Annotated in this window: 14 protein-coding genes; 12 read left to right on the forward strand and 2 right to left on the reverse strand. The window is 56.3% G+C overall.

Annotated features, from left to right (window positions below):
* Together VGE80_RS00690 and VGE80_RS00695 are read left to right on the forward strand one after the other, a co-directional pair.
* The coding region (locus VGE80_RS00690) for a hypothetical protein (protein ID WP_440591316.1) at positions 1-1,597 on the forward strand (1,597 nt) is incomplete at its 5' end.
* Between the two features lie 41 nt (positions 1,598-1,638).
* Positions 1,639-2,460: a sugar phosphate isomerase/epimerase family protein gene (locus tag VGE80_RS00695; RefSeq protein ID WP_440591317.1), complete on the forward strand. Its 822-nt coding sequence runs from the start codon at positions 1,639-1,641 to the stop codon at positions 2,458-2,460.
* 230 nt (positions 2,461-2,690) lie between these two features.
* Here the strand turns inward: VGE80_RS00695 and VGE80_RS00700 are convergent, their stop codons facing one another.
* Positions 2,691-5,048 carry a DUF1549 and DUF1553 domain-containing protein gene (locus VGE80_RS00700; RefSeq protein ID WP_440591318.1) on the reverse strand — a complete coding sequence of 786 codons (2,358 nt, stop codon included), beginning with the start codon at positions 5,046-5,048 and terminating at the stop codon, positions 2,691-2,693.
* A gap of 457 nt (positions 5,049-5,505) precedes the next feature.
* Between VGE80_RS00700 and VGE80_RS00705 the strand changes: the two genes are divergently transcribed.
* The 8 genes from VGE80_RS00705 to VGE80_RS00740 all read left to right on the forward strand — a co-directional run bounded on the left by VGE80_RS00705 (position 5,506) and on the right by VGE80_RS00740 (position 13,965).
* Positions 5,506-6,375 (forward strand): fumarylacetoacetate hydrolase family protein, encoded by an 870-nt coding sequence (locus VGE80_RS00705; protein ID WP_373649251.1) that lies wholly within the window; start codon positions 5,506-5,508, stop codon positions 6,373-6,375.
* 363 nt (positions 6,376-6,738) lie between these two features.
* On the forward strand, positions 6,739-7,503 hold the full coding sequence (locus VGE80_RS00710) for an enoyl-CoA hydratase (RefSeq protein WP_440591323.1): 765 nt from the start codon (positions 6,739-6,741) through the stop codon (positions 7,501-7,503).
* A gap of 240 nt (positions 7,504-7,743) precedes the next feature.
* On the forward strand, positions 7,744-8,082 hold the full coding sequence (locus tag VGE80_RS00715; RefSeq protein WP_397568498.1) for a PGPGW domain-containing protein: 339 nt from the start codon (positions 7,744-7,746) through the stop codon (positions 8,080-8,082).
* Between the two features lie 361 nt (positions 8,083-8,443).
* Positions 8,444-9,862, forward strand: coding sequence for a sigma-54-dependent transcriptional regulator (locus tag VGE80_RS00720; protein ID WP_373649254.1), 1,419 nt, complete (start codon positions 8,444-8,446; stop codon positions 9,860-9,862).
* A gap of 29 nt (positions 9,863-9,891) precedes the next feature.
* Positions 9,892-10,680: a phytanoyl-CoA dioxygenase family protein gene (locus VGE80_RS00725; RefSeq protein ID WP_397568497.1), complete on the forward strand. Its 789-nt coding sequence runs from the start codon at positions 9,892-9,894 to the stop codon at positions 10,678-10,680.
* Positions 10,681-10,837: 157 nt separating this feature from the next.
* A complete protein-coding gene (locus VGE80_RS00730) occupies positions 10,838-11,653 on the forward strand; it encodes a MotA/TolQ/ExbB proton channel family protein (RefSeq protein WP_440591319.1) in 816 nt (271 codons plus the stop codon).
* Positions 11,650-12,066, forward strand: coding sequence for an ExbD/TolR family protein (locus tag VGE80_RS00735; protein ID WP_440591320.1), 417 nt, complete (start codon positions 11,650-11,652; stop codon positions 12,064-12,066). The genes VGE80_RS00730 and VGE80_RS00735 overlap by 4 nt, the downstream gene beginning before the upstream one ends.
* A gap of 150 nt (positions 12,067-12,216) precedes the next feature.
* A complete protein-coding gene (locus VGE80_RS00740) occupies positions 12,217-13,965 on the forward strand; it encodes a proline--tRNA ligase (protein ID WP_440591321.1) in 1,749 nt (582 codons plus the stop codon).
* Positions 13,966-14,085: 120 nt separating this feature from the next.
* Here VGE80_RS00740 and VGE80_RS00745 read toward each other — a convergent pair whose 3' ends face one another.
* Positions 14,086-14,526, reverse strand: a complete 441-nt coding sequence (locus VGE80_RS00745; protein WP_373649259.1) for a tetratricopeptide repeat protein — start codon at positions 14,524-14,526, stop codon at positions 14,086-14,088.
* Positions 14,527-15,120: 594 nt separating this feature from the next.
* On the opposite strand from VGE80_RS00745, the gene VGE80_RS00750 reads away from it, so the two are divergent.
* Positions 15,121-15,930 carry a hypothetical protein gene (locus tag VGE80_RS00750; protein WP_373649260.1) on the forward strand — a complete coding sequence of 270 codons (810 nt, stop codon included), beginning with the start codon at positions 15,121-15,123 and terminating at the stop codon, positions 15,928-15,930.
* A gap of 64 nt (positions 15,931-15,994) precedes the next feature.
* A partial coding sequence (locus tag VGE80_RS00755; RefSeq protein ID WP_440591322.1) for a DUF1549 domain-containing protein occupies positions 15,995-17,932 on the forward strand: 1,938 nt, incomplete at its 3' end.

Consider the following 17,932-nt stretch of genomic DNA (forward strand, 5'->3'; position numbering starts at 1 on the left):
GACCTCACCAAAAACGTCGCTGGCTGGAAGTTCGCTGTCGGTGGAAATTGATGGCCTGGATTGTGCCCTCGGCCCGCAGGGACTGACTCGCCTGGTAGGAACAGCGACCTATCAAGCAGACTTGAAACAGATCACTCACTGGAAAAATCTCGCACTGGAGAATCCTGAGTACTACTTGATTGGTTCGCTGAGTGGTAAAGCCGATCTCCAGCAGAACGAGGGTGCCATCACCGCCAACCTCGTTACGCAAATCGACAAGCTGGTCGTCGCAGGATTGAGCACTCCACCAGGTGGCCCCCCCGCATGGGTCGCACTCTGGAAAGAACCTCAGCTCAAAGCGGCGGCTCGAGGCACCTACAATGTCGCTGCTGACAAGTTGGTTCTCGAATCGTCAACCCTTGATGTCGATGGAGTTTCTGTCAGTGCGAACGGCAAGTTAGACGCATGCCTGACCACACAGTCGATCGATCTGAGCGGCGAACTGGGCTATGACTGGGAACGCTTGGTGAGACGATTTGGTGAGCAACTCGGTAAAAACATCCAGCTCACTGGCAAGGACCGTCGTCCCTTCTCCATCAAAGGATCGCTCGCCAGCGCGTCGCCCCCCCCGGCAACAACACCTCCAGGCAAGACGAAAGCCTCGACAGTTTCGTTTCGCCCCGGTTCGAACGCTGCGGGACCTGCACCGTTGCCCGGTACAAGTAGCTTGTCAGACCTGACCGCTCAGGCGGGTGTGGGCTGGTCAACGGCCAACGTCTATGGAATCGTCGCCGGCCCCGGTGACATTTCGATGAAAATGGAACAGGGCATCTGCCAATTCGCTCCACTCGATCTGGTGGTCAACGAAGGCAAGCTGCATCTTACCCCCACGGTACACCTCGAAACGAATCCGATGCTGCTCACCCTGCCGAAGGAAAAGGTGATCGATCAGATTCGGCTGTCACCTGAGTTGTGCCATGGATGGTTGAAGTTCGTTGTTCCAACTCTGGCAGACAGCGCAGAAGTCGAAGGAAAGCTTTCACTGGATGTGGCTGGAGCTTCCTTGCCGCTGCTTGATCCGGCTACCGGCAGCATTGCGGGGTCCCTCGCCGTGCACACAGCTCAAGTCCGTCCGGGCCCATTGGCACTTCAGATTGTGGGAGCCATCGACCAGATCCAGGCTCTTCTGCTGCGTCGTCAGGCAGGGGAACTGAGTAAGGAACGGGTCTGGTTGCAGATGCCAGAACAGCAGATTCCGTTCAAGTTGGAACAGGGGCGAGTTTACCACGAAGGCATGACCTTCATGGTAAAGAACGTCTCGGTTAAGACGAGGGGCTCGGTCGGGACCGATGAGACAATTCAACTTGTTGCCGAGATCGCAATCCGGGATGAATGGCTGGGCGACAACAAGATTTTTGCGGGCCTGAAAGGACAGTCCGTTCAGATTCCAATCAATGGGACACTGACGCGTCCTCAACTGGATTCGCGTGTTCTGGGGAATCTGACGAAGCAATTCGGCAATTCCGCATTGGAAGGATTGATTCAGGATAAGGTTGGCGACAAACTCGACGACGCCGTGAAAAATGGCCTCGACAAACTCTTCCGCAACAAAAAATAATCCGACACTCCGTCGGAGGTTAGAACCAGAGAAATGCAGCAATGAAGCTTGGACTGATCAACTCAGCGTGGGCTCAGGCGGGACGTGAAACCGCCTGGGGAATTGAACAAACCAAAAAGCTGGGCTTTGATACGATCGATATCTTCGCCGATCCGCTCGACATCGATGTGCGGGAACGTCAACTGATCCGACGCGAGTGCGATCGTCACGGCTTGCCGATCGTCTCGATCTGCTGCGTCGCAACCGGGCTTATCGATTTCAATCCAAGTGTGCAGCGGTTTCACGTTGACCGCGTGGCGAAGTACCTTGATCTCGCTTACGAATTCTCCGCAAGCAACGTGTTGCTGGTTCTGGGCGAGTACATCTGGAATCACGAAGTCATTCCGGCAGAAGAGCAATGGGGTTTCGCAGTCGAGAACTGCCAGCGCCTGGGTGATTACGCAGCGGAACTCGGCCTGAAAATCGCCTTGGAACTCGAACCGTTCCCACTCTCGCTTCTCAACAACATCGACAACATGGTCCGTTTCATTGACGATGTGGATCATGATGCGGTGCGAGCCAACATCGATATCTCGCACCTTGTCCTGGCGAATGTTCCCTCAACAGACATCGGAAAGCTTGCCGGCAAAGCGATTCATGTCCACATCTCTGACTGCGACGGCAAAGTGCATGGAGACCTCCCTCCCGGTCGCGGTGTCGTTCAGTTTGAGCCCTACCTCAAAGAAATTGCGAAGCTCAAAATCGATGGCGCGGTCTCGATCGAACTCGAATACAGCCCCGAGCCCGATCAGATCGAAGCGTGGGTGGAAGAAGCGTATCGAGAAACTCGGAAGCTGATGTCTTCCGCCGGACTGCGATCGTAGTGTGACTCATTCCGGGCAAAGTGCGTGTTTGGCTGCGATTCGAACTGACAAACACGCACTGTCATTATGAGCAGGCCTCGAAAGCGAAGGAGTCCTGCCAGGAAGCACGGACACTTCGCCCTACGGCAATGCGGAAAGTGGGTTCATTTGCTGGCGATCAGCAAGCGTACTGGCGGAAGGGCATTCATCGTTGCCCTCCGCACATCCTGCCACCCCTTCAGTCGACGAATTCAGTCAACGAACAGGAATTCGTTCGCGTTGAGGAGAGCGTGGCAGAAGTCCACGAGAGCTTCGTGCTCGGTATTTCGCCCCGGGGTCTCTCCTATTGTCGGCTCAGCAGCGTCCGTCACCAGTTGATACTGGTCGGCAATGAACTTGAGGGCCGAACGAACTTCACTTTCTGTCGGAGTGCGGCTGAATGCGATCTGCCAGGCTCGTTCGACCGTCGCCGCCGGGTCAGCCGAAGTGGCTTCCAAGCGTGCTCGAGATGCCAGCTGTCGCGCCGCGTTAAGAATGATTCGGTCATTGAGGAGCATTAAAGCTTGTGGAGCAATCGTCGTCTTGGTTCGACAACCGCAGGCTTCGTGCATATCCGGAAAATCGAATGCAGCCATCATCGGGTACGGGAGGTTCCGTTTTGCGAACAGATAAACGGAACGCCGCACCTGCTGGGCCGGCTCACTCACTTTCCATTCCAGGCTGGTGAAGTTCGGAGGAAGCTCCGGTCGGGTGCCCGGTCCGTACATGGAATCGTTGAGCTGTCCCGAAGCGACCAGCCACGCATCACGGATTCGCTCGGAGGAAAGCCTGTGACGAGGAAACGCCGAATAAGGTGAGGCGACTTCGTGAGACTCCTTGATTCCAGACAGCGAGTCCGAATCCGATTTCAGCGAGGAAGCCTGACGGTAAGTCGCCGATGAAACGATCCGTCGGTGAAGCGGCTTGGAATGGAACCCCTGCCGAATCGATTCGCTCGCCAACCAGTCCAACAGGTCCTGATGCACTGGCGCAGGCGTCTGCGTACCGAAGTCGTTGGCGTTAGCAATCAACCCCTGTCCGAAATGCCCCTGCCACAGCCGATTCACCCAGACGCGGTGCGTCAATGGGTGATCCGCAGATACGAGCCAGCGAGCCAACTCGGAGCGGCGTCCTGACGTTCGATTGGTAGGGGGCGCGATGGAAGGAGCAGCGGCCGTTTTTTCGGTTCTTAATACGACGGGAAAATGAGGCTCCAGTTGCTCTCGCGGTTGATCATAGCTCCCCGACTCCATCCGGAAGGTTGCAGGAGGAATCGACGTCAGCTCTGCAACAGCCATCAGATTGGATTCACGAGGCGGCCGCGGCTGCCTTTGCCTGGCCGTAGCGAGACTCGCCAGCACCTGTTCCCGGCGTTCCCGTGCCGCTTCGTCGAGATGTTTCGGAATGTCTTCTTCCTTCACACCCATTTGCCTCGCACTCCAGAACGCCAGTTGCCTTTGCATCGTCGTTCTGTCTTCCAGCGGAGTATCCAATGCCTCGAGCACTTCCGCAGGAAACTTCATTCGCCGCTCACCTTGCAGCTTCACGCGCGCTGGTTGCTCGAGGAGAGCCAGTTCCCGACGCAGTTCTGCCGTCTCTGCCAGCCAGGCGCTTTCCTCCTGACGATATGCGGCCAGTTGATCCCGTGTTCCGAGCGGAACCTGATCTTCCAGCACAATTCCAGAAAAGAAGGCCTGCAATTGATAGAAGTCGGTCTGAAGCAGCGGGTCAAACTTGTGATCGTGACACTGCGCACATCCAATCGATAACCCCAGAAACACAGCTCCGACATTCCCGGTCAAGTCGTCCAGCGCCGTCTGTCGAGCCAACAGAATGTCCGAGGCGTTACTTTCGTCCGGCCACATCCGGCAGTAGCCAGTCGCTGCGAGTGATTCTGTATCATCCGGAAAAAGCTCGTCTCCGGCCAGTTGGTCCATCACAAACCGGTCAAAGGGAAGATCGCGGTTGTACGAGCGAATGACATAATCCCTGTACGTATAAGCGTAAGGACGGAGAGGATCCTCCCGGAACCCTGCGGTCTCCGCAAAGCGAACGACATCCAGCCAGTTCCGGCCCCATGTCTCGCCGTAGTGGGGGTGACTCAAAAGCCGATCGACGACTCGTTCGAATGCGTCAGGAGAATCGTCCGCCAGAAATGCGGCCACGTCTTCTGGAGTGGGGGGAAGCCCCACAAGATCAAACGTGACTCGGCGCAGCAAGGTCGCGCGATCTGCCGGCTCAGAAATATGCTGCCCCTGAGACTCGAGCGAAGCAGCAATGAAAGCATCGATTTCATTTTCGAGCTTCGAGACCCTCCTCACCGCATGATCAGGAGCGGTGTGTCGTACTACTGGCTGGAACGCCCAGTGGCGGGATCTCGCTGCCGTTCCCGGCGTCGCATCGGCACATAAACCGAGTTTGTTCGACAGCAGAAGTACTGCGCTTAAGAGCAAAAGCCGAAAACAGGTACCGCGGAAGGGGCGGCTCGCAGTGTGACGGAGTGATCCGCACCAGAAACCGACATCAATGCGAAGGCCAGCCATCAGCCTGCGTGGCAGGTAACATTGCATGAAGATCATTCTCCCGCAGAGGATGCTCAATGTTCACTCTGTATCCGGCAAAGGTTAGTCGGACCGCTCCTGGTCACTATATCGGCCTGAATCGCCCACGAGAACCATTGAGTCCGCTTGCACAAAAAAAGCTGCAACGGGACACCGTGCATACAACCGCTACAAACCCACAGCAGCGGTAGTACCATGAAAACAAAGAACAGAATTCGACCTGCCGCGGGGGTGCTCAGTGAGGAACACGATCGCAATCGGCACTTGCATTGATGGTTACTCAACGCTCCCTCATCCCGGCCTTCCATCCTTGGAGCATCTTCGTGATGGTGAAGTGGTCGCTCTTGCGTCATCGGTGGCCACCCGCCGCGGTGCGACAACACGAACTACTTGCGAGCCGGGTGTCGTTCTGCGATCTTCTGCAGCCTGACATTTCCACTGAAAGCTCGTCCCTAAGGGTATCCTCATGCGTCTCGCCAAGCTGCGCCTGGCTGATGGTTCCACTCGAGTTGCGATGGTCGAAGATGACGGACAGTTCCGGCTGCTGGACCTGACTCAAGTCGACCATGCCCGCACCTTAATGGACATCGTGAACTCTCCCGACCCGATCGGTCTGGCTCGATTCCTGATCGACCCCAAGGCACCGCTGCTCGATCCACGACTGGTGACCATTGCCGCGCCGATTGACCGACAGGAAGTCTGGGCGGCTGGCGTGACCTACAAACGGAGCCAGGTGGCTCGAATGCAGGAGTCGGAGACGGGTGCGTCTCACTATGACCGCGTCTACACCGCACCACGTCCCGAGATCTTCTTCAAATCCACCCCGAACCGAGTCTCCGGGCCAGGCGAGCCATTGCGAGTGCGTGCCGACAGTAACTGGAGTGTCCCCGAACCGGAATTGGCGCTGGTGATTTCTCCTGCCAAACGGTTGGTTGGATTCACCGTCGGAAACGACATGTCCGCACGAGACATTGAGGGAGAGAATCCTCTCTACCTCCCCCAGGCCAAAGTTTACAATCAGTGTTGCGGCCTCGGCCCCTTCATCCTCATCCCCGAGAAGCCACTCGATCGGACCGCAACAAAGATTCGACTGACCATTGAGCGCGATGGCAGCACCGTGTTCAGCGGCGAAACCGACTTGGGACAGATGAAACGGGAGTTCGACGAACTGGTCGATTGGCTGACACGCGAGAATGACCTCGCCACCGGCGCCTTCCTGCTGACAGGTACCGGAATCGTCCCGCCCGATAATTTCACGCTCCTCAATGGTGATACGTCGAGCATTGAAATTCTGGGAATTGGGACGCTCACCAACCCCATCGTAAAAGCAAGCTGAACCCCTAGGGATGGCATTCTGGGGCCGGTTCGCTGGCCCCCAAATGCCACCTTCTTGTGCATCTCGATATCAGAGCTGACTTTTCCGAGGAAGAAGGGAGCTTCCCGCTTCCTCGTAGCCCCCTGTCCCCATGCCTGAGCGAAGACGGCCACATTGATAGGTCAGCTCGTTTCATGAGGACAGCCATAGCCCAATGAAGATAAAATCGGCACACCTTCCACGGTAGCGAGATCTTCAGCGGGTTGATCTGCACGCTACGGAGCACTCACGCGGGTGAGTTACTCTAATGCAGAATACTCTCTATTCCAGATTCCAATTCATTTGCCGACGACCGCCTGTATTCAGTTTGAGACGGGAACCACCATGCTGCTTGTTGAAACTCAATCTGGTGTCACGAGATTGACCCTGAATCGCCCCGAGCGACGTAACGCACTCTCAGAGGCCATGCTGACTGAACTTGGCCAGGCGTTGACCCAGATTGCCAGCGACCCTCAAACACGAGTCGTGGTTCTCGCTGCCGCGGGGCCTGTTTTTTGTTCAGGTCATGACCTGGGTGAGATGGTCGGGCGATCCGAAAGTGAGTACGGAGCCCTATTCGCACGCTGCTCGAGTGTGATGCAACAAATCCGACGACTTCCCCAGCCCGTGATCGCACGGGTCCAGGGACTTGCGACTGCCGCCGGCTGCCAGCTCGTCGCGGCTTGCGATCTCGCGGTGGCCGCAGCGGAAGCCAAATTTGCCACCCCGGGCGTCAAGATCGGACTGTTCTGCTCGACCCCGATGGTGCCCCTCGTACGAGCCGTTCCGGCCAAAGTTGCAATGGAGATGCTGCTCACAGGAATTCCCATCAGCGCCGATCGAGCACTCGAAGTCGGGCTCGTGAACCGGGTCGTGCCTGCCGCGGAGCTCGACACCACAGTCAAGGAGTTGACGGACGCGATTGTCGCCAGCAGTCCCATGACCCTCCAACTTGGCAAGCGTGCGTTTTATGATCAACTGAATCTGGACGAATCCACGGCGTACGACCGAGCGACTAACATCATGACAGATAACGCGTTAAAGCATGACGCCCAAGAGGGAATCTCGGCGTTTCTGCAAAAACGCGTCCCTCAGTGGAAAGGTGAGTGATCCTCTCGAGCCCCATCGCGTTTCTTTACTTGGACGCATTCATTCCAGAACTCGGAGCCGAATCGATTGGCACAACTCCATCCCCACCAATAGAAACCCTTTCCTTCGCTGCGTTTATGTCCGAGCCCTCAAACCGAAGGAAGAAGATTCTCGGGTTTACGAGAACCTTGCACTCGTTGCGGAACGGTATTTTCTGTGTTCCGCTTTTGTGTTAGTGGTTTGTATCAGGAGATAGCAGGGATGGAGTCACCCGATCGCAACGCACCCAACAATGACGACGACGCGACTGAGAAAGCGGATTTTCAGGTCACAGAGCCGTCGGGATTCCGTGTCTGGCTTTGGAAACAGGCACGGAAAATCGTGGTGTTCGTCCTGGGGTCGACCGTCTTGTTGATCGGCATCGCGATGATCGTGTTTCCTGGCCCCGCAGTGCTGGTGATTCCGCTTGGCCTGGCGATTCTCGCCACTGAATTCGTCTGGGCTCGCGATTGGCTGGAGTATGCCAAGCGACACCTGCACTACCTCTCATCGCAGGTGCAAAGCAGAACAAAGAAGGAACCGACGGACAGTTCTGCCTAGACATCGGGATCACCCGCCGGGCGTAAACCTCACCGACTGAGGCAATTGTGCAAGGCACGACGGGCCCGCTGACGGTCAGGCCCCTGAAGTGCTGCCCGAGCTCGCAAAACCACTGCGGTTGTCGAGCCGCCTGGTCCCTGCACTTCCCTTGGGCGCTTGAGCTTGTGGGGGCAATTTGCGCTCCCCGATTCAGAGAACCGCCGCAGTAGAATGCATCAGAAATTGCGCACGGAAATCGAGTCATTGAAATGGCCGGTAGTTTTATTCCAATCGGGGGTCTAAACTAGACAACGCAAGCTCCTGACCAGAAACTCAACTACTGAATTTCGATCGATCTCACAGATTTAACAAGGCATTCCGCATGTCGGGGAAGGAAGGTACTCAGGTCGATCTCTCCGGGATCTCGATCCGCGTACTGATTGTCGATGATGACGAGGCTCACGCTCAAGCGGTCGCGGAGAGCCTGCAACGGGTGGGGTACGATTGTACTGTCGCTGCTTCTGGTAAACGGGCGGTCGCGCTGATCGAGAGCCAGACTTATGACGTCATCGTCACCGATCTGATGATGGATGAAATCGATGGTCTCGAAGTTCTCCGCAAGTCCAAAGAAGAGCTCCCCGACGCGGAAGTCATTCTGCTGACAGGCCACGCGTCCATCAAGACAGCAGTCGCCGCCGGCCAGCACGGTGTCCATACCTACCTCACCAAGCCCCTGGACATCACCGAACTGCGACATGCGGTCGAGAAGGCATCCAGCCGGGTGCGACTCCTGCGGAGCAATGCGGAACTCAGCCGCAGACTCGACGAAAAATTTGGCTATGAAGGGGTCATTGGCAACAGCCCGGCCATGCAGCGGGTCATGGAAAAGCTGCGCAGCGTCGCCTCCACCGACAGCACGGTCCTGATTCTGGGCGAAAGCGGAACGGGCAAGGAACTGGCCGCACGGGCCCTGCACCAGAATAGCGAACGCAAGAATAAACCCTTTGTCCCCCTGAACATTTCCGCCCTGCCGGAAAGCCTGCTCGAAGGAGAACTGTTCGGACACGAGCAGGGAGCTTTCACTGGCGCGGTGGGAAAACGAATTGGAAAATTCGAATACGCCAACGGAGGAACGCTCTTCCTCGACGAAGTCGGTGAAATGCCGATGGCGACCCAGATCAAGCTGCTGCGAGTTCTGGAAGACCGTAAAGTGTCACGCATTGGCGCCAATGAAGAGATGGACGTCAACGTTCGTGTCGTTGCCGCCACCAACGCCGACATGCAGGAAGGGATCCGAAAAGGGACCTTCCGCAAAGACCTCTACTTCCGGTTGGCAGTCGTCACGATCGAGCTTCCACCACTACGTGAGCGTCGCAGCGATATACCGCTGCTGGTTGATTACTTCCTTAAACAACTCTCGGCGCGTCATCATCGCCCGTTGCCGATCGTCACGCGTCAGGCCCAACAGGCATTGATCGCTTACGAATGGCCCGGCAACGTTCGCGAACTTCGAAATGCGCTCGAAGGGATGATCATTCTGGACAAGGATGGACGTCTTGATATCGACGACCTTCCCCCCGACATTGCCCCACTCGGATTAAATGCGGAAAATCAGGATGGACAGGGGCATGTCCACGGTGCGGATTCCCTGATCGGCCGCCCCTTTACCGAGGTCGAAAAGTACTACATCCAGTGTGCATTGGAACTGACAGGGGGAAAACGCGAAGAGGCGGCGCATATGCTGGGCATCGGTGAACGCACGATGTATCGGAAGATAAAAGAGTTTGACATCAAAGGATGAGCCACCTAACTGGAACGGAGTTTGTTGACGTGCCGTCAGCCACACTCGACCTCGCGACGCAGCTGTTTACCCAATCACAACTCGAACAATTTCGACGAGATGGATTTATCGTCGTGCGCGGATTGGCGGCGGCAGACGATGTCGCTGCAATGCGTCGTGTGACAGACTATGGCCTCAGGGAAAGCGTTGAGCCGATCGAGTACGAGGCGGATCTGCACTACCCTGGCGCCCCCGAATCACGGGAGGCGGAAGGAGGCCGGACGGTTCGGCGTCTCAAGCAGGCACACAGCCGCAGCTTTCTGTTCACGGAATGGATGATTCGACCTGAAGTGCTGGGACGACTCAAACAGCTACTCGGTCCCCGAGTCGTCTGTCCTCTCGCACATCACAACTGCATCATGACCAAGCAACCCCAGTTCAGCAGCGAGACGGGCTGGCACCAGGATATCCGCTACTGGTCGTTTCAACGTCCAGAGCTCATCAATACATGGATCGCGCTGGGAACAGAGCAACCTGAGAATGGCTGCCTGCAGGTCATTCCCCATTCACATACACTGACGCTCGATCGCCGCCGCCTGGATGAAGAACTCTTTTTCCGAAGCGACCTTGAAGAGAATGCAGACCTGATCAGCACGAAGCAGTTCGTCTCACTCGACCCCGGCGACGTCCTCTTTTTCCACTGCCGGACGCTTCACGCCGCCAGCCGGAATTCGTCCAATCAGACAAAGTATTCGGTCGTCTTCACATTTCGATCAGCGGACAACCCTCCGCTTCCCGGCAGTCGATCTGCCAACCTTCCCGAATTGCTGCTACCGTAGGACGACGTCGGTCGCTCGTCCCATTTGGTCGTCTGACGGAAAACTTGCCGCGAGGTTGAGAGCACCATGCAAAAACCAGCGTCCTCTGTTTCACGAAGGCTTACCTGTCATTGAGAGCCACGACAATGAGGCGTCGGCTGAAGGAGTTGGCTGAAGAATGACGAACTTCTGGATCGGGGTTTTGCGGATCGCCTTTCTGTGCCTCGTGGTGCTCATTCCATCGACAGCCGTCTTCGCGGAAGAACCCACCGCTGCGGTAGCACGCCCACCCGTCCCCACAATCGATGTCCGACAGATGTTCGCCGACGGCGGCGCGATTGGTTACATCATCGTGGCTCTCAGCCTCGCCATGCTGGCGCTGATCTTCGAACACTTGCTGACGATTCGTCGGCGGACACTCATGCCCGAGGGGCTGAGCGAGGATATTCAGAAGCTGATTGCCCAAGGTCAGATTAAAGTCGCTGAGGAGCGGAGTGTCGCCAGCCATAGCTTTCTGGGGTACCTACTCGCCGCAGGACTGAGGGAAATTGAACTCGGTTATTCAGCAGTCGAGAAAGCCATGGAGGACGCCGCCGCCCAGCAGGCCGCGCGGCTGATGCGGAAAATTGAGTACCTCTCCATGATCAGCACCGTTGCTCCGATGCTCGGCCTGATGGGAACCGTCTGGGGAATGATCCTGGCGTTCATGGAGTTCGAACGCAAAGCGAATCCGCAGGTCAGTGAACTGGCACCTGGGATTTACAAGGCCCTGGTGACCACGCTGTTCGGATTGATTGTCGCGATTCCCGCCATCGCCGCTTTTGGTTTTTTCCGCAACCGAATCGACGAACTGGTGGCTCAGACGGCACTGACAGCCGAGCAAGTTTTTGCCGATTTCAAGCGATCATCCGCAAGACGGCGCGACGAACGGAGGACGAGCGCGGCAGCCGACCCCGCAAGTGCGACACCAGCTCGGCGGGAGACTCGTGGATGAGAATCCCCTCGCGGACGCAAGATCGGGGCTTCACATTCAACATTACACCACTGATCGATGTCGTGTTCCTGTTGATCATCTTTTTCCTTGTCGCGAGTCATTTCATTCGAAATGAACATCTGGAACGGATTGATCTTCCACTGGCATCACAAGGAAAAGACGAAGCCGAATCGCCGAGTCGTCTGGTGGTCACCGTCACACCAACGGGCCTGTTGTCAATGGGAACAACTCCCATTCTTGAAGCAGAAGTCGAACAGCGTCTGCAGCAACTGATCGCCAGGCATGGGGCAACCGCCACGGAACTACGCATCCGGGCTGACCGAACGGTTCCCTACAGTAAAGTCGAACCGCTGCTACTCACCGCCGCACGCAACAACGTCACCCGGGTTCGATTCTCTGTCCTGACAGAATGACACAACCAGCCAGAACCGTTCATCGAGAGCAGGCGGGCGAAAGGGTTCTTTGCAAAAATTGCGGGTAAATAACCGCACTTCACTCGCCGTGTTCCACGGAATACACTCCTGGCTCCATTAACTGATCGATTAATCTGAAAGGAATCTGCCTTGCGCTGGTCACAAACATTTATCCCGACGATGAAGGAAATCCCGTCGGACGCCGAGGTCCCCAGTCATCAGCTGATGCTGCGTGCGGGACTGATCCGACAACTAATGGCAGGGGCCTATACGTACCTGCCGCTGGGTGTCCGCGCCCTGAAAAAGGCTGAAGCGATCGTCCGGGAAGAAATGGACGCGACGGGAGCGCTGGAAATCCTCATGCCGGCACTGCAACCGATTGACCTGTTCGAAAGAACCGGCCGCAAGGAAGCTTTCGGCAACGTGCTGATCAACTTCAACGTCCGGCGAGGTGATCGGAACGTCCATATGGCACTTGGTCCGACTCATGAAGAAGTCGTGACCGATTTGATGTCACGCCACCTCAGCAGCCACCGCCAGATGCCGCTGACGGTCTATCAGATTCAGACGAAGTTCCGAAACGAAGAGCGTCCCCGCTTTGGAATCCTGCGAACCAGCGAATTCCTGATGAAGGATGCTTACAGCTTCCACTCATCGATTGAGTCGCTTAACGAAGTTTACCAGAAGATATACCGCGCATATTGCCGGATCTTCGCCCGCTGTGGACTCGATTACATCCCAGTTGAAGCCGAAAGCGGTCCGATTGGTGGCGATGCTTCGCATGAATTCATGATCCCGGCCTCTAACGGTGAAGACCAGATCGTTTTCTGCAAGAAAACCAATTACGCGGCCAATCTGGAACGGGCAGAAACCGGTCGCAAGCCACCCGAGATCACTACGTCACCCGACGCCAAGCCATTAACAAAGCTTCACACACCCGATGTCGGCAGCATCGAGTCGCTGTGCAAGTTTCTCAAGTGCAAACCAGAGAAGACGATCAAAACGCTCGTCTACCTTGCGGATGGCAAGCCTGTCGCGGTCCTTCTGCGAGGCGATCATGAAGCAAATGAGGGAAAGATCCGGCGCGCACTGGCCGCCGCGACACTGGAACTCGCAGACCCTGACACGATCGCGCAAGTGACTGGTGCTCCGGTTGGATTTGCCGGGCCCGTCGGCATTAAATGCCCTGTCTATGCCGACCACGACGTACCTCTCGTCGTCAATGCCATCGTCGGGGCAAACGAAGGGGACCATCACCTGGTCAACGTCAACGTCGCGCGTGACTACCAACTAACGACGACGTTTGATCTTCGTAATGCGGCTGCAGGGGATCCCAGTCCGCGGGGTGAAGGAACGCTCGAACTGGTGCATGGAATCGAAGTCGGACACGTCTTCAAACTCGGCACCAAGTACAGTGTCTCCATGGGTGCCCTATACGATGACGAAACCGAGAATCGCCAGCCCATCATCATGGGGTGCTATGGAATTGGCGTGAACCGGATTCTCGCGGGCCTGGCGGAGACAAAGCACGACGAGCAAGGCCTGATCTGGCCACTTTCGATTGCTCCATACGAAGTCATTCTCAGCGTGATCGGCGCAAATGAACCTGAGACGTTTGCAGCCGCCGAAAAGATGTACGCCGAACTCCGGTCTCAAGGGGTCGACGTCCTCTTCGATGATCGCGATCTGCGCCCCGGTGTGAAGTTCAAGGATGCGGACTTGATTGGTATCCCTCTGCGTGTGAACTTTGGCGGCAAAGGCCTCAAGGAAGGGATCGTTGAACTCAAGTGGAGAAACGCTGCCGAGTCTGAACGGGTACCACTCACAGATGCCGTAAAGGCTGTCGTCGATCAGATTGCTGCTAAGCGGAAAGCCGAATTGGCAGCCCTGCCAAACTAGCTATTCCTTCCGCAGCAACGAAAACGGGAGTGTCGGCAGATTGCCGACACTCCCGGACGGAAACGGAAGATCCCCACCGCCTGGCGAGCAAATGAAGCTGCCAGGCGGGTTCTGTTCTACCTAGTTCTGATCGTCGCTCGTGCGGCGACCAGACGATTTCGATACATGAAAAATCGGCGCAATAATCAACTTTGCACCAACCGGAACATCATCCGGCATGTCCAAGGCGGCAGCGGTCTCGTCGGCCAGTTGGATTTGGCCATCGTGTCGATAGCAGTTGCTGAGTGCCAGAAGAGCACGCTGATTGAACGGCGACGGGAACATTTGCGCCGCCCGGTTCAACGGTTCGATGGCATCAGCATATTTTTCTTGAGCTTGCAGAGCCTCGCCCCGAAACAACTCGGCGATTGGTGCGAACGGGCCAGGGTCCGTCACAGTATTCAATTCAGCCAGAGCGTAATTCGGGAGGCCCAGTTCAAGATATCCCTCGGCAGCCGCAAGCCGCCGAACCACAATTTGAGGACTCAAACTGTTCACAGTTCCAGCATCTTCAGTTGTCATCACAGCCTCCGTCCCATTGGGTAGAAGACCAAAATTCCAGTGCAGCAATTTGTCCGCCAACATGGCGACAGCGTTTTATAGATGCACCCAGCGTGCCAAAAGTTTCAGCACTTCTTCAAAAATCGTCACAACCAACGATAGACGCTAGATAAGACTCGTCAAGTGCGCCAAGGTTCGTTTTCTACATTGTCAAATTGACAAAACTGTCGCAGGAAAATGTTCCAGAAAGCTACCCTTAGAATCACATCAACCACACTTTGAATGATTGTGGCAGCAGCTTACTCGGACGTTCGCAAACATCGGGGTCCGTACAGGAATGAATATGGTGCCCGCAAATTGGGAGATGGTTGCCGCCATCCAGGGCAAATCGGACTTGGATTGGAGTTCAGACTGACGATTGTGCTGCTGCGGGACGTTCGGTTCAGGTTGTGACGGGGATATGACTGATGAATAAACCGAGAAATCATCGCCCAAGAGGCGGCTGAACCTTTACCCAGACCGCTCAACAACGCATCGAATTTCTCACTTGTCAGCTCTGGCTCTCTATGCCAAACTCATTTTGTCACATGTTGATCAGAACAAAGGGTGCGACTTATGCGGGGTTTTCTCACAACGGCCGTCGCGGGAATCGCCTGCATGATGGGGGGGCTCTGTTGGGGCCAGGGAATCGTCAGTCAATTGCCAGCCGACGGTACCTGGGTCCGGTATGAGGGGATCTACTCTCAAATCGAGTTCCGTCCCGAAACTGCGGCCGGAAAGCTCGAAATCGAGCCCTGGATTGAACATGTTACAATCAAATCCGTCGGCGAGGAGACGGCAGAGTACCGGGGCGAATCCGTCCCCTGCCGCTGGGTCGAAATTAAGATCGAAAGAGGGCGTGAACGGGACGGAAAGGTCGATACCGGGCTGACCGGCCTTGAGATCTACAAAGTCCTGATCCCCGAAATGGCGGTCGTGGCGGACAGCGTGGACGATCAAGGCGTCCCCATTAGCTTTCTGCCCCTCGTCAAGGGTTTCCGCAAAGTCGGTAAGTCTGAACCCAAGCCGTTGACCGAGCCGGCATTACAGCTTTACCCGCTGGGCATCCTGATTGGCTACTATCGCGAACTGGAAGTCGTCGCGGAAGACGTCGATGCGGAAGTCGGAATTGGCTCCTTCAAAACAACCCAGTTCCAAGGTGAGATCACAATTGAGCGTGCGATCAGCCGTACCATGCAGGAATCGACGATCTGGAAAAGCCCGGAAGCTCCGTTTGGCGTTGCCCGCTGGGCTACGAAGCTCACCCGTGAAGTCAAAGATGGTCAGGCACCTCGAAGCGACTTCAAACCTGTATCACAGGTGACCGTCGAGATGCGAGCGAAGGAAACAGGACAGGACGCCAAGAGCGACCTGAATCTCCCGTAACGACGCCACTGTGATGAATGAGCATTGGTGACAGACCTCTCTGCTTCTGACGGCCGAGGCGAATGTGAACCAGAAATCGCTGGCCATACTTTTTGTGACGGTCACTCTGTTCTCACTGCGAGGACAGAGTCCAGCGGACGAACCGGCGACGCCTGTCGCTGCTGATTCAGTCACGAATAGCCCGATCGATTTCGTTCGCGATGTTCAACCTCTGTTGGAAAAGTCCTGCATCCGGTGTCATGGGCCCGATAAACAAAAAGGGGGCCTTCGACTGGATGTCCGCGAATCGGCTTTCACCCAGGGAGACGCCTTTGCTCCCAATGTCATTGCAGGAAAGAGCGACGAAAGCCCTTTAATCTCCTTTGTCACTGGGACCGGCGACCTGACGATGCCCCCCGACGGAGAGCGGCTTTCGGCCACCGAGATCGCCACGTTGAAAAGCTGGATCGATCAGGGAGCAAACTGGCCGGACTCTGCCGCCGGACGTCTCGCGAACAAATCTGATCTGTGGTCTCTCAAGGCACTCATCTCTCCGCCGGTCCCTCTGCCTGACGAAGTGGCCAAGAGCGGTTCTAACGCCATCGACGCTTTCATCCAGCAGAAGCGGACGGAGCTCAAACTTCGTTCGAATCCTGAGGCGGACCGCCGAACGCTGATTCGCCGTGTCTATCTGACTCTCACGGGACTTCCTCCCGAACCTGCCGAAGTCGATCAATTCGTCGCCGACCCTGATCCCAAAGCCTACGAAACATTGGTCGATCGATTGCTGGACTCTCCTCGCTACGGCGAGCGTTGGGCTCGCCACTGGCTGGACGCAGTGCACTTTGCCGAAACACACGGCAACGACCAGGACCGTATCCGCGGACATGCCTGGCCGTACCGTGACTATCTGATTCAGGCATTCAACGACGACAAGCCCTATTCTCAGTTTGTGCAGGAGCAGATCGCGGGGGATGCATTGTTTCCCGACGACCCGCGGAAGACTGCCGCCCTGGGATTCCTCGCGGCAGGCCCTTGGGACGAAAGTTCTCTGCGCGACATTCGCGAGGACACGCTCGACCGGCAAATCGCCCGCTATCTCGACCGGGACGATATGCTGGCCAATGTCATCAACAATTTCTGCAGCCTGACTGTCCAATGCGCCCGCTGTCACGACCACAAATTCGACCCGATCACCCAGCACGACTACTACGCATTGCAAGCCGTATTTTCCGGGGTTGAGCGTGCCAATCGGCAATATGATCTCGATCCTGCTGTCCATCAGCAACGAAAGTCGCTGACCCGCACAAAACGCGAACTGGAACAGCGATCTGCCGAACAACTCGCCCGTCTGCAGACGCCGGAGGTTCAGCAGGAAGTCGCAGCGTGGGAGGCAGGTCTTCAATCTCGCGAAGCCCGATGGGTGGTTGTGGCGGGCGATGCTTTCACTTCGTCTGACGGAGCCTCCTTATCAAGACTGGAGGATGATTCAATCCTCTCCAGTGGTCCTCGCCCCGACAAAGACACTGTTACAGTCGTCTGGACCCCCTCCAGCATTGCTGGATCCACGGAGAGTCCGCCCGTACCGGACGTGGATTCACATCATGTTGACAGCAGCACAAACAAGTTCGCATCACTTCAACGGATCACCGCCATCCGGCTCGAAGTTCTGACGGACGACAGCCTGCCGCATAAAGGCCCCGGTCGCCAGGACAATGGCAATCTACACCTGTCCGAGTTCGAGCTGTTCGTCGATGACCAGCCCGTCCCATTGATCAATCCCTCGGCCGATTTCAATCAGCAGGATTGGGACATCTCGAAAGCGATTGACCAGAATGAATCGACCGCCTGGGGGATTCACCCCAGACAAGGCTCGCCACATCACGCGGTCTTCGAACTCAGAACCCCGATCGAAGTGCACAAGCCTGACAATTTCGGCCCCATCAAGTTTGAGTCACTACCGTCTGATCAGCCTCTCGCCACCCCCACATCGCTCCGATTTGTTCTCAAGCAACGACATGGA

The sequence above is a fragment of the Schlesneria sp. genome, assembly GCF_036405755.1.
GTDB classification, from domain to species: Bacteria; Planctomycetota; Planctomycetia; order Planctomycetales; family Planctomycetaceae; genus Schlesneria; species Schlesneria sphaerica.

Bases quoted from the DNA above. Each gene is read 5' to 3' on its own strand.
- VGE80_RS00695 (WP_440591317.1), top strand. From the start codon at position 1,639: ATGAAGCTTGGACTGATCAACTCAGCGTGGGCTCAGGCGGGACGTGAA.
- VGE80_RS00700 (WP_440591318.1), bottom strand. From the start codon at position 5,048: ATGCAATGTTACCTGCCACGCAGGCTGATGGCTGGCCTTCGCATTGAT.
- VGE80_RS00705 (WP_373649251.1), top strand. From the start codon at position 5,506: ATGCGTCTCGCCAAGCTGCGCCTGGCTGATGGTTCCACTCGAGTTGCG.
- VGE80_RS00710 (WP_440591323.1), top strand. From the start codon at position 6,739: ATGCTGCTTGTTGAAACTCAATCTGGTGTCACGAGATTGACCCTGAAT.
- VGE80_RS00715 (WP_397568498.1), top strand. From the start codon at position 7,744: ATGGAGTCACCCGATCGCAACGCACCCAACAATGACGACGACGCGACT.
- VGE80_RS00720 (WP_373649254.1), top strand. From the start codon at position 8,444: ATGTCGGGGAAGGAAGGTACTCAGGTCGATCTCTCCGGGATCTCGATC.
- VGE80_RS00730 (WP_440591319.1), top strand. From the start codon at position 10,838: ATGACGAACTTCTGGATCGGGGTTTTGCGGATCGCCTTTCTGTGCCTC.
- VGE80_RS00735 (WP_440591320.1), top strand. From the start codon at position 11,650: ATGAGAATCCCCTCGCGGACGCAAGATCGGGGCTTCACATTCAACATT.
- VGE80_RS00745 (WP_373649259.1), bottom strand. From the start codon at position 14,526: ATGACAACTGAAGATGCTGGAACTGTGAACAGTTTGAGTCCTCAAATT.
- VGE80_RS00750 (WP_373649260.1), top strand. From the start codon at position 15,121: ATGCGGGGTTTTCTCACAACGGCCGTCGCGGGAATCGCCTGCATGATG.